This is a genomic window from Micromonospora inyonensis, from assembly GCF_900091415.1.
Lineage (GTDB): Bacteria > Actinomycetota > Actinomycetes > Mycobacteriales > Micromonosporaceae > Micromonospora > Micromonospora inyonensis.
In genome coordinates, this window is record NZ_FMHU01000002.1 from 1,805,199 (window position 1) to 1,818,347 (window position 13,149).

Here is a 13,149-nt window from a genome sequence, read left to right on the forward strand (position 1 = left end):
GTTGTCACAGATAGGGCGTCGGTGAACTGTCCGGTGATGGGGGGCTATACGGGGTCGCCGGGGTGTGCCTGGGTGCCGTCGAGGGGCTGGCAGCGTTCGAGGAACTGGTGGTGAACTGCGGGCGCGACGCGCTGACGCGTAGGTGTAGCCCTGGTCGCGCCGTACGGTCACGCCATGGTCGAGCGCGGGCCCTTCAAGATCAAATACTTGGCGGGCTGGGTCAGCTATCCAAGCGCCGGGCCCAGTCGCCGAGGTTCCCGCTGCCGTTGCCGGCCTGATCGTCGATGCTGGGCTGGCCGAAGTCGGTGGACATCGCAGCACCGTGCCCGTCGGTCACACCACTGCCGGGAGCCGGCCCCGCCGGTTCCGCCCACCCCACCGACCAGGCCGACGCGGCCGGCCCCACCGACCAGGCCGACGCGGCCGGCCCCGCCGGCCAGGACGATGCCGTGGGGGCGTCCGGGTCGTCCAGCAGCCCTGGCAGCCCAGGCAGACCCGCGCCCGCCGACGAGGCAGGTACCGGCCCGGACATCGGCAGCGTATCCCAGTCGTCCAGCCAGGACAGGTCCTGCGGATTGTCCGGCCCCAGGGCAGGGCCCGGCACCGGTGCTTGCTGGGGCTGACCCGGATCGCTCACCCTGTACAGCGCCGCCACGTGACCGCGGCCTTTCTGGACCAGCTGCAGCAGACCACGGTCGCGCAATACCTTGATCCGGTCATGCACCCTCTGCTGCCGTGTGGATGTCGCCTCGGCGAGGTCTTGCTCGGTGACGGTGATGGTTCCGTTGTTGTCCATACGGTCGATCAGGGCGTTCCACAACGGCCGCAGATTATCCCGCTGCCGTTTTGTGGTGGCGATGTGGTTGGCGTGCTGCTCGAACAGCGTCCGGGCCCCCTCCTGGTCGAGCACCCACCGGCTGCCCTCAGGAGGGTCTGGCAACGGTGCTTGCTGGGGCTGACCCGGATCGCTCACCCTGTACCGCGCCGCCCAGCGACTGCGACCTTTCTGGACCAGCTGCAGCAGACCACTGCCGAGCAATACCCCGATCCGGTCACTCACCGTCGCCGGACGCAGTGTGGTTGTCGCCTCGGCGAGCTCTCCCAGGCTGACGGTGATGGTTCCGTCGCCGTCCATACGGTCGATCAGGGCGTTCCACAACGGCCGCAGATCATCCCGCTGCCGTTTTGTGGTGGCGATGTGGTTGGCGTGCTGCTCGAACAGCGTCCGGGCCCCGTCCCGGTTGCGCACCCACTGGCTGCCCTCAGGAGGGTCTGGCAACGGTGCTTGCTGGGGCTGACCCGGATCGCTCACCCCGTCCGGGGACTCGACCTGTCTCGTGTCCCACGGCGGCTCCCACCCGTCGTCGAGGCGTCGTATGTCCAGATCCATCCCGTCAAGATCCGGGTCCAATACGTTCAGGAATTCCTGATCACCGGACGCCGGGCCAGTACCAGACGGGTCGTCCTTGCGCGGATCCATCGGTTGCGGCCCGGGGCCGGGTTCCGTGCCCATGGCCGTGGGCGGGCCGACCCACGCCGGATGGAGCGGATCAAACAGATCGGGGGCTGGGTCCCCCTGCGAGGTGGCCCAGTCGCCGGGGTTCCCGCTGCCCTCGCCGGCCTGATTGCGCGGCTGGCCGAAGTCGGTGGACATCCCAGCACCGTGGGCGGTCACATCAATGCCGGGATACGGCCACCCCGGTTCCGCCCACCCCACCGACCAGGACGACGCGGCCGGCCCCGCCGGCCAGGACGATGTTGTGGGGGCGTCCGGGTCGTCCAGCAGCCCTGGCAGCCCAGGCAGACCCGCGCCCGCCGACGAGGCAGGTACCGGCCCGGACATCGGCAGCGTATCCCAGTCGTCCAGCCAGGACAGGTCCTGCGGATTGTCCGGCCCCAGGGCAGGGCCCGGCACCGGTGCTTGCTGGGGCTGACCCGGATCGCTCACCCCGTACCGCGGCGCCCCGCGACCGCGACCTTTCTGGACCAGCTGCAGCAGACCACGGTCGCGCAATACCCCGATCCGGTCATGCACCCTCTGCTTCGGTATGGATGTCGCCTCGGCGAGGTCTGACGCGCTGGCGGTGATGAGCCCGTCGCCGTCCATACGGTTGATCAGCGCGTTCCACAACTTCTGCAGCTGATCCCGGTGCTGCGTTGTGGTGGCGATGTGGCCGGCGTGCTGCCCGAACAGCGTCCGGGCCCCGTCCCGGTTGCGCACCCACTGGCTGCCCTCGGGAAGGTCCGGCAACGGTGCTTGCTGGGGCTGACCCGGATCGCTCACCCTGTACCGCGCCGCCCAGCGACTGCGACCTTTCTGGACCAGCTGCAGCAGACCACTGCCGAGCAATACCTTGATCCGGTCATGCACCCTCTGCTGCCGTGTGGTTGTCGCCTCGGCGAGGTCTTGCTCGGTGACGGTGATGGTTCCGTCGCCGTCCATACGGTCGATCAGGGCGTTCCACAACGGCCGCAGATCATCCCGCTGCCGTTTTGTGGTGGCGATGTGGTTGGCGTGCTGCTCGAACAGCGTCCGGGCCCCGTCCCGGTTGCGCACCCACTGGCTGCCCTCAGGAGGGTCTGGCAACGGTGCTTGCTGGGGCTGACCCGGATCGCTCACCCCGTCCGGGGACTCGACCTGTCTCGTGTCCCACGGCGGCTCCCACCCGTCGTCGAGGCGTCGTATGTCCAGATCCATCCCGTCAAGATCCGGGTCCAATACGTTCAGGAATTCCTGATCACCGGACGCCGGGCCAGTACCAGACGGGTCGTCCTTGCGCGGATCCATCGGTTGCGGCCCGGGGCCGGGTTCCGTGCCCATGGCCGTGGGCGGGCCGACCCACGCTGGATGGAGCGGATCAAACAGATCGAGGGCTGGGTCCCCCTGCGAGGTGGCCCAGTCGCCGGGGTTCCCGCTGCCCTCGCCGGCCTGATTGCGCGGCTGGCCGAAGTCGGTGGACATCCCAGCACCGTGGGCGGTCACATCAATGCCGGGATACGGCCACCCCGGTTCCATCCACCCCGCCTGCCAGGACGACGCGGTGGGGGCGTCCGGGTCGTCCAGCGGCCCGGGCAGACCCGCGCCCGCCGGCGGGGCAGGTACCGGCCCGGGCATCGGCGACGTATCCCCGTGGTTCAGCCAGGACAGGTCCTCACTACCCTGCGGGCGGTCCGGTTCGGGGGCAGGGCCCGGCACCGATGCTTGCCCAGGCTGACCCGGATCGCTCACCCCGTACCGCGCCGCCACGTGACTGCGACCTTTCTGGACCAGCTGCAGCAGACCACTGCCGAGCAATACCCCGATCCGGTCACTCACCGTCGCTGGATGCAGTGTGGTTGTCGCCTCGGCGAGGTCTCCCCGGCTGACGGTGATGGTCCCGTTGTTGTCCATACGGTCGATCAGGGCGTTCCACAACTGCCGCAGCTGCTCCGGCTGCTGCCGTGTTGTGGTGGCGATGTGGTCGGCATGCTGGTCGAACAGCGTCCGGGCCCCCTCCTGGTCGAGCACCCACTCGCTGCCCTCAGGCGGGTCCGGCAACGGTGCTTGCTGGGGCTGACCCGGATCGCTCACCCCGTACCGCGCCGCCACGTGACCGCGACCTTTCTGGACCAGCTGCAGCAGACCACTGCCGAGCAATACCTTGATCCGGTTATGTACCGTCTTCTGCTCTGTGTTTGTCGCCTCGGCGAGGGCTTTCAGGCTGGCGGTGATGGTCCCGTTGTTGTCCATAAGGCGGATCAGGGCGTCCCACAACCGCCGCAGATCATCCCGCTGCTGAGTTGTGGTGCCGATGTGGTTGGCGTGCTGCTCGAACAGCGTCCGGGCCCCGTCCCGGTTGCGCACCCACTGGCTGCCCTCAGGAGGGTCTGGCAACGGTGCTTGCTGGGGCTGCCCCGGATCGCTCACCCCGTACGGGGACTCGACCTGTCTAGTGTCCCACGGCGGCTCCCACCCGTCGTCGAGGCGTCGTATGTCCAGATCCATCCCGTCAAGATCCGGGTCCAATACGTTGAGGAATTCCTGATCACCGGACGCCGGGCCAGTACCAGACGGGTCGTCCTTGCGCGGATCCATCGGTTGCGGCCCGGGGCCGGGTTCCGTGCCCACGGCCTCAACAAGCAGATAGAGCAGATCGGCCGGGTCCACCCGTGGATCGGAGTGGGGGGAGTCGGCCGGGTCGGGGGCGGTGGTGTCCGCCCGCATGGCTTGGGACGGGCCGCGTGGCGTGCTGGTGGAGGCGAGCAGGAACGCGCTGGTGTCGGTGCCGGTCGTGGTTGTCGGCCGCGGGTGGCGGGCGGTCCGGCCGAGGAGATCGGTGATGGTGGTGGGCCAACCGTCTCCGTTGAACGCGGCCACCCGGGTGCTGGATGCGAACAGGTGTCGCAGCCACGGGTCACGTATCGGGTCGTCTGGCTCGGGTCGGTCGGCGGCGCCGGGCAGTAGAGGGTCCCGCACCTGGATCCTTGGCGGCCCGGAGTCCTGTGGCTGGCTGGAGAGGGCGAACACGTGCTGTGGTTCGTTTGATGGCGCGGCCTTGACCACGACCATCGACCCTGGCGCCGTCCGCAACGCGGCCAGCACGTCTTCTCCCGCGACCCCGTCGGGGTGGGCGACACGCTCGGGTACCGTGTCGAGGATTTCCATCAGTTGCGGCCAGCCCATGGTGGGCGCGAGCCGGCCGTCCGGTCCGATGATCCGGTCGTCGAACACCGCCCGGTTGCCCAGCCGTTTGTACTCGGTTTGGAACACATCGAGAGTGGCCGCCACGCACCACCGCAGGTCACCGCTGCCGGGACGTACGTGCTGCGCGGCAGCCCAGTCGGCGGCCCGCTGCCCGGACCCGGACGGCGTGAAAGCCTGCCCAGTCGCCGCGACAGCCGGCTCGCCGTGTCTGCCGGGGCCGCCACTGATCGCATCGTCCCGCAACGACACATCCCGCCACGAACCCGCGTCACTGAACGAACCCGCGTGGCTGAGGCCGTGCTTGCCAGGCGCCTCGCCAAGCGACTCGTCCAGCAAGGACACGTCACTGATCGACATGGTGTCGCGGGTGTCGAGGTTGCTGAACACGTCATCGCTGGACCCAGACCTGTCACTGGCGCTGGCGTCGTCACGGCCGCTGGCGGTGGCGTGGTGGTGGATCGGCGTGCCATCGGTGGGGGAGGCGGCGCCAGCCGGCGCTGTACTACCGGCGCTGGCCGCGTCCGGGGTGCCAGGCGTCCCCGCCGTGCCGGGCGTGCCGGGCGTGGCGCTGCCGGCGGCCTGGGCAAGGACCTGCTGGTATCGGTCCTTCCATTCCTGTTGGAACGGCCTGGCAAGGGTGTCATGATCGGTCGGGTCCAGGCCGTACCGGTGGGCGAGCGCGGTGAACTGGGCCTGCGCCAGGCCGGCCGCTGCCGTGGTGTGCCGCTCGGGCGTTACCGGTACGGCCGGCGCGCCGGTACGCCCGTTTTCCTGAACGTCGATGGTGGCCACACCGGCGGCCGGTCCGGTGACGTCGGGAACGGTCGCGGCCGAGATGCGGGCGGGCAGGTCGACGACCACCTGCCGGACCATGTCCGCCACGGCACTGACCTGCGCGGCGTCGGGACCGGCTACCACAGCGGGCAGCACGGCGGGGGCACCGAGGATCGCGGCGATCCTTCGGTCCATCTGGCTCCGCACGTCGCCCTCGACCACCGCGCGCACCGCGGCGGACGGCACCGCCACCCCAGCGCCCCCCGGCACGCCGACGCCTCCCGCCGGGCCAGCGCCTCCCGCCGGGCCAGCGGCCGAGGACGTGCCGGTGCCTGTCGGCACGCCGGCGCCGGTCGGCGTGCTGGCGGTGAGGTGCTGGTCGATGTGGTGTTGGACGGCCAGGTGCGCGATCGCGCGCAGTGCCTGCCGGTCGAACTCCGCCGGCAGCGCCGCGACGATCTGCTGCGCCCGTACCTCGGCCGGGATCTGCCCATCCGAGAACGCCAACGCCTCGGTCATCCGGGCCACCGCCCGCCGCCGGACACCCGTCAGATACCCCTGGGTCAACGCGGCAGCGGGCAGACCGACCGCGGACAGGAAAGCCGTAACAGCCCGATCACCCCGCCGGGCGTCGACCCACCCGGTGAACACCCGCTCGATCGGTATGGCGAGCGCGGCCATGCTCGTGCCCGCCTGAGCCACCCCGGCCAGCAGCCCACCGTAACGGTCCACCAGATCCTGCTGGAACCGTCGCCACCGCTCGGCCACCGGCGCACCCGCTGCCGCGACCCACTCCGGTACCGGCGCAGCCGGCACCGCCAGGCTCGGCACCGACCACGACGGCACCGACGGGTCCAGGCGCGGCGTGGGCAGGTCCAGCTTCGACGTGGGCATGTCCAACGCCGGCAGCGGCAGCGGGGTGGGCGGCGGGGCCTGCATGCCGGCACCCGCAGCCTTCGGACCATCGGCCCCAGCCCGGTACCCCGTGGACGTGTCCACACCAACCGGTATCGGCCCCACCGGCAGGACCGGCCTACCGTCCGGCGTGAAGTCGAGACGAGACACCCGCACCCGGGGCAGCGGCACGGCACGACGCGAGACGAGCCCGAGCCCGCTCGCGGCCGCCCCGCCAGCCCCCGCAATCCCCCCGGAGACAAGGTCCACAGGAAGATTACCGGGGTCGTAGTAGCCATCGACGATCAAACTGGAAAGCCCACCGAAGAGCCCCTCCGCGCCGGCCTCCAACACGGGCCGCGTCAGCAGATCGGTCAACAGGATCTTCGTGGTGTCCGACACGCCGAGCTTGCCGACCCCGCCCGCGACAGCGCCAGCGGCCTTGCCCAACGCCGGCCCGCCCGCCGTGCTCAGGAACGCCACCGCCCCCGCGTACGCCGCCTGCTTACCGACCGCCGACCAGTTCACCCCGGACTGCAGACCATCGGTCATCATCGACACCTGCGCCAGCAACGCAGAACCCGGCATGAGCAGCATCTGCATCGCCGTGCTACTCACCGCCGTGCGCACCACCACCGAACGCAGGACCGCCTGGATGATGCTCCGCGTCTGGGCCAGGTGCGCCACCGCCCCCACCGGATTCCACCACGCCATCGCGGCGGCGACGGTCCACTCGATAACCATGAAGTTGAACATGACCAACGCCGTACGCTTGCCGTACTCCGTCTCCACGAAGAACTTCTTCTCCGCCTCGACCACGGCGAGCATCAACTCGGCCGTCTCGGCCACCTTCCCCACGAACGGAGCGGTCTGCGCCACGAACCGGTCGAAGACCTCACCCTCCCCCGCCTCCCGGACCGCCCTGATCGTCCGCTCCAGCGACGGACACAGCACCGTACGCACCCGATGCGCCAGCATCTCCAGCGTGTCGATGTCATCCCACAACAACGGCAACTTCACCCGGGACAGCCTCATCCCGGTGAACGCTTCCAAAGCCCGCATCGAGCTCTCACTGAGCTCAACGGTCGAAAACGCGGCGACGACCAACGCGCAACGCTCCCTTCCCCGCCCCCGAAGAAAGGGGCACCCCGGTGCGGATCAGCCAGCCCCGCAGACCGCCCACCTCCAGCCCCCGACCACCTCGTCGGCGATGACCTCGACACCGTCCCCCACCCGGCGGCCAAGACCTCAACTCCCCGCCCCCGCGATCCGACCGACGCCCACCACCACCACCGAAGGTGTTGATCGCTGAGAGCTACACACCCCGCACCGTAGAGTGACGGTAGTCGACATCGGCGACGCCAGCCATCCCCACCCACACGTGGCCCACCACACACCCAGACCCGGCCCCGGATCCCGGCGGACCTGACCCCCGGTCCGGATCCTTGAACAGACCAAGACGGGGTGCCGGTAAGAGACCCTTGGGTGACCAGCTCGACGCTTTCTGCTACGGAGAGACGCGTCGATGCCAGGTGCTCGACAAATAGATCATCCCCGCCATGATCGCGTTGTGTGACCAACTGCGCCACGGTCCATGACGATGTCGTGACGGGCGGTGTCGGTCCGGCGTTGACCCGGCCCGTCCACCTGATTACTGTCCGCTAGTGCCGGTCCGTCGACCGGGGGTCACGTCTCGTGGGAACGGAGCGGGCATGACAGTGGACCACGTCGACGTGCTCATCGTCGGTGCCGGCCTCTCCGGGGTCGGAGCCGCCTGCCATCTGCGCCGCAGCTGTCCGGAGAAGACCCTCGCCATCATCGAGGGCCGGGACGCCGTCGGCGGCACCTGGGACCTCTTCCGTTATCCCGGCGTCCGCTCCGACTCCGACATGTTCACCCTCGGCTACTCGTTCCGCCCCTGGACCGACCCGAAGGCCATCGCCGACGGCGACTCGATCCGCCGCTACGTCCGCGAGACCGCCCGCGAGTACGGCGTCGACGCGCTGATCCGGTTCCGGCACCGCGTGGTGGCCGCGGAGTGGTCCAGCGCCGATGCCCGCTGGACGGTCCGCGCGCAACGCACCGACACCGCGGAGACGGTGGTCCTCACCTGCGGCTTCCTCTACGCGTGTGCCGGCTACTACCGGTACGACGAGGGGTGGACCCCGCGCTTCCCCGGTGCCGACCGTTTCATCGGCCGGATCGTGCACCCCCAACACTGGCCCGACGACCTCGACCACACTGGGCGGCGGGTGGTGGTGATCGGCAGCGGCGCGACCGCGGTCACCCTCGTCCCGGCGCTGGCCGACCGCGCCGCCCACGTCACCATGCTGCAACGCTCACCCGGCTACGTGGTCTCGCTGCCGTCCCGGGACCGGCTCGCCGACGCGCTGCGCCGCCGGCTGCCCGCCCACGTCGCCTATCCGCTGGTGCGGTGGAAGAACGTCCTCGCCACCACGGCGATGTTCCAGTTCAGCCGCCGCGCGCCCCGACTGGCGCGGTCCCTGCTGCGTCGCGGCGTGCGCCGTGCGCTGCCCGCCGGCTACGACGTCGACACGCATTTCTCACCCCGGTACGACCCCTGGGACGAGCGTCTCTGCGTGGTCCCCGACGGCGACCTGTTCGCCGCCGTCCGGTCCGGCCGCGCCGAGGTGGTCACCGACACCGTCGAGACGTTCACCGAGAACGGCATCCGCCTGACCTCCGGCCGGGACCTGCCGGCGGACGTCATCGTCACCGCCACCGGCCTGAACCTGCTCGCCGTCGGCGGCATCGAGCTGACCGTCGACGGCGACCGGGTCGACCTGGCCGGCACCGTCGCATACAAGGGCATGATGCTCTCCGGCGTGCCGAACTTCGCGATGACCCTCGGCTACACCAACGCCTCGTGGACGCTCAAGGCCGACCTCGTCGCCGGGTACGTCTGCCGGCTGCTGCACCACCTGGACCGGCACGGCCACCAGGTGTGCACCCCACTCGCACCGGACACCGACCGGCTGGACCCGATCATCGACCTGCGCTCCGGCTACGTACGACGCAGCGTCGACGCCCTGCCCAAGCAGGGCCCTGCCGCGCCGTGGCGGTTGCACCAGAACTATCCCCGGGACGTGTGGACGATGCGGCACGGCCCGGTCGACGACGGGGTGCGGTTCTCCCGGGCCGCCGCGCCGGTCACCACCGGGGAAGGAGCCTCCCATGCGTGACCTGCTCTTCACCGACGGCGTTGCCGTGGTCACCGGCGCGGCCGGGGGCATCGGCGAAGCCCTCGCGCACCGCCTGGCCCACCGGGGCAGCCACCTCGTCCTGCTCGACCGGGACGCCGAGCGGCTCGCGCAGGTGGCCGCCGCGGTGGGGGCCGCGCGCCCCGCGCTCCGGGTCGACACCCATGTGGTCGACCTGGCCGACGCCGACGCCACCGCGCGGGTCGCCGAGATGGTGCGCGCCGCGCATCCGGCGATCCGGCTGCTGGTCAACAACGCCGGGGTCGCGCTGGGCGGCCGGTTCGACGAGGTCACCCTGGAGGAGTTCTCCTGGGTGATCGACATCAACTTCCGGGCGGTGGTGCAGCTGACCCACGCGCTGCTGCCCGCCCTGAAGGCGGAACCCGGTTCGCACCTGGTCAACCTCTCCAGCCTCTTCGGCCTCATCGCCCCACCCGGCCAGGCGGCCTACGCGGCCAGCAAGTTCGCCGTCCGGGGGTTCACCGAGGCGCTGCGGCACGAACTGGCCGGCGACGGCGTCGGCGTCACCTGCGTGCACCCCGGCGGCATCCGTACCCGGATCGCCGAGAGCGCCCGGGTCGGCAGCGGCGTCGACCCCGACGAGTACGAGGCCGGCCGCCGCCAGTTCGAGAAACTGCTCACCATCGACCCGGCCCGGGCCGCCGAGGTCATCCTCGACGGCGTACGCCGCCGTCGGGGCCGTGTGCTCATCGGCTGGTCGGCGACCCTGCCCGACCTGTTGGCCCGGCTTCTGCCCGGCTCCTACGGCCGGCTGCTCGCCCTCGGCAACGGGCGTTCCGTCCGGCCCGCGAAGGACCGGGCATGAGCGACAGCTGGCTCACCGTCGCCGGTCGACGGGTCCGCTACCGGGTCGACGGGGCCGGGCCGCCGGTGGTGCTGCTGCACGGCATCGGCCGCAGCCTGGAGGACTGGGCCGAGCAACACGACCTGCTCCGTGACCGGTTCCGTGTCCACTCCCTCGACCTGCCCGGTTACGGCCGCAGCGCGCCGCTGCCCGTACCGCACACCCTGCCGGCGTTGGCCGACGCGGTGGCGCGGTTCTGCGACGAGGTCGGGATCACCGGCCCGGCGCACCTGGCCGGCAACTCCCTCGGTGGGGCCGTGGCCATGCAGTTGGCCGTCCGCGACCCGGCCCGGGTGGCCAGCCTGGTGCTGGTCAACAGCGCCGGCTTCGGCCGGGAGGTGGCTCTCGCGCTGCGGATCCTGGCGATCCGTCCGCTCGGGTGGATGCTGCTGCGGCCCAGCCGGCTCGCCGCCCGCCGGGTCACCCGGTCGCTGTTCCACGACCCGACCCACGTCACCGAGGCCCGGGTCGCGCACGCCCTCGCCCTGGCCCGCGAGCCGCACGCCGCCCGGGTGATGCGGGAAACCCTGCGCAGCCTCGGCGGGGTGCGCGGCGTCCACCCGCAGTGGCGGACAGCCCTGCTCGACGCGGTGGCCGCGCTGCCGGTGCCCGTCCTGGTCACCTGGGGCGACCGCGACCTGATCCTGCCCGTCACCCACCTCGCGGCGGCCCGCGCCCGGCTGCCCCACGCCCGTACCCACCTCTTCCGCGGCTGCGGCCACCTGCCCCAGGTGGAGTGCGCCGAGGAGTTCAGCCGAATCGTCACCGACCTCTGGGCCACCCCCGACTGACCGGCGGGCGTCCTACCGTCCCGGCCGTGGCTCGTCTGCCGGGCGTCCTGCTGTCCCGGCCGAGGCTTGTCCGACGGACGTCCGGGAGCCGTCCACGGGTGATTCGGGCCGGGGCGGGAATACCGGAGTAGCTTGCCAGGTGGACATGATCCACGAACCGTGGCGCGGCGACGCGGCGGAGAACGAGGGGGAGAGCATGAGCCAGGAAGTGCGGGGAGTGATCTCCCGACGCAAGGGCGCACCGGTCGAGGTCACCACGGTCGTCGTGCCGGATCCGGGGCCCGGGGAGGCCGTCGTCCGCGTCCAGTCCTGCGGGGTGTGCCACACCGACCTGCACTACCGCGAGGGTGGCATCAGCGACGACTACCCGTTCCTGCTCGGTCACGAGGCCGCCGGCATCGTCGAACAGGTGGGGGAGGGGGTCACCGGGGTCGCTCCCGGCGACTTCGTGGTGCTCAACTGGCGGGCGGTCTGCGGCGACTGCCGCGCCTGCCGGCGGGGCCGCCCCTGGTACTGCTTCAACACCCACAACGCGGCCCGGAAGATGACCCTCACCGACGGCACCGAACTGACCCCGGCGCTGGGCATCGGCGCGTTCGCGGAGAAGACCCTCGTCCACGCGGGACAGTGCACCAAGGTCGACCCGGCGGCCCGACCGGCCGCCGTCGGCCTGCTCGGCTGCGGGGTGATGGCCGGGCTCGGCGCGGCGATGAACACCGGCGGGGTCGTCCGGGGCGACTCGGTCGCGGTGATCGGCTGCGGCGGCGTGGGTGACGCGGCGGTCGCCGGTGCGGTGCTGGCCGGCGCGACCACGATCGTCGCCGTCGACCGGGACCCCCGCAAGCTCGACTGGGCCCGCAGGTTCGGGGCCACACACACCGTCGACGCCTCCGCGGAGGACCCGGTGGAGGCGATCCGCGCGGCCACCGGCGGCTTCGGCGCCGACGTGGTGATCGACGCGGTGGGTCGCCCGGAAACCTGGAAGCAGGCGTTCTACGCCCGCGACCTCGCCGGCACGGTCGTGCTGGTCGGGGTGCCCACTCCCGAGATGACCGTCGACCTGCCGCTGCTGGACGTCTTCGGCCGGGGTGGAGCGCTCAAGTCGAGCTGGTACGGCGACTGCCTGCCCAGCCGGGACTTCCCGGCGCTGACCGAGCTCTACCTCCAGGGCCGCCTTGACCTCGACGCGTTCGTCACCGAGGAGATCGGCCTGGACCAGGTCGAGGACGCCTTCGGCCGGATGCACGCCGGCGACGTGCTCCGCTCGGTGGTGGTCCTCTGATGCCGGCGCGGATCGACCACGCCGTCACCAGCGGCACCTTCTCCCTCGACGGCCAGACCTTCGACGTGGACAACAACGTCTGGGTGGTCGGCGACGACACCGAGTGTGTCGTCCTGGACGCCCCGCACGACGTCGAGGCGATCCTGCGAACCGTCGCCGGTCGGCGGGTCCGGGCGATCCTGGCCACCCACGCCCACGACGACCACGTCCGGGTGGCCCCGGAGCTGAGTCGGGCCACGGGTGCGCCGGTGCTGCTGCACCCCGCCGACCGCGTGCTCTGGGACATGGTCCACCCGGAGGTGCCGCCCGGCGGTGAGCTGCGGGACGGCGACACGATCGAGGTCGCCGGCACCGCCCTGCGGGTGCTGCACACCCCGGGCCACAGCCCGGGCGCGTGCAGCTTCCACGCCCCCGGTCTCGGCGCGGTCTTCACCGGCGACACCCTGTTCGCCGGGGGGCCCGGGGCGACGGGGCGGTCGTTCAGCGACTTCGGCACGATCGTCGACTCCATCCGGGAGCGGTTGCTGACCCTTCCGCCGGAGACGGTCGTGCACACCGGTCACGGCGACAGCACCAGCATCGGTGCCGAGGCCCCACACCTGCCCGACTGGCTGGCCCGCGGACACTGACCCCCTCTT

The 13,149-nt window shown here is 71.3% G+C and carries 6 protein-coding genes; 5 read left to right on the forward strand and 1 reads right to left on the reverse strand.

All coding sequences use genetic code 11. The features are described 5' to 3' along the window. Positions 1-220: 220 nt before the first annotated feature. Positions 221-7,414 carry a hypothetical protein gene (locus tag GA0074694_RS22460; RefSeq protein WP_141714247.1) on the reverse strand — a complete coding sequence of 2,398 codons (7,194 nt, stop codon included), beginning with the start codon at positions 7,412-7,414 and terminating at the stop codon, positions 221-223. Positions 7,415-8,064: 650 nt separating this feature from the next. Here GA0074694_RS22460 and GA0074694_RS22465 point away from each other — a divergent pair. The 5 genes from GA0074694_RS22465 to GA0074694_RS22485 all read left to right on the forward strand — a co-directional run bounded on the left by GA0074694_RS22465 (position 8,065) and on the right by GA0074694_RS22485 (position 13,140). Beyond that, the gene (locus GA0074694_RS22465; protein WP_091461541.1) at positions 8,065-9,555 is read left to right on the forward strand and encodes a flavin-containing monooxygenase; all 1,491 of its coding nucleotides are present in this window, start codon (positions 8,065-8,067) and stop codon (positions 9,553-9,555) included. Then, a complete protein-coding gene (locus tag GA0074694_RS22470; RefSeq protein WP_091461543.1) occupies positions 9,548-10,399 on the forward strand; it encodes an SDR family NAD(P)-dependent oxidoreductase in 852 nt (283 codons plus the stop codon). The genes GA0074694_RS22465 and GA0074694_RS22470 overlap by 8 nt, the downstream gene beginning before the upstream one ends. Then, entirely contained in the window at positions 10,396-11,229 is an 834-nt protein-coding gene (locus GA0074694_RS22475) for an alpha/beta fold hydrolase (RefSeq protein ID WP_091461546.1), read from the forward strand. Before GA0074694_RS22470 ends, GA0074694_RS22475 begins: the two co-directional genes overlap by 4 nt. A 196-nt stretch (positions 11,230-11,425) precedes the next feature. Continuing rightward, the gene (locus tag GA0074694_RS22480) at positions 11,426-12,511 is read left to right on the forward strand and encodes an S-(hydroxymethyl)mycothiol dehydrogenase (RefSeq protein WP_091463689.1); all 1,086 of its coding nucleotides are present in this window, start codon (positions 11,426-11,428) and stop codon (positions 12,509-12,511) included. Next, a complete protein-coding gene (locus tag GA0074694_RS22485; RefSeq protein ID WP_091461549.1) occupies positions 12,511-13,140 on the forward strand; it encodes an MBL fold metallo-hydrolase in 630 nt (209 codons plus the stop codon). The genes GA0074694_RS22480 and GA0074694_RS22485 overlap by 1 nt, the downstream gene beginning before the upstream one ends. Positions 13,141-13,149 lie beyond the last annotated feature (9 nt).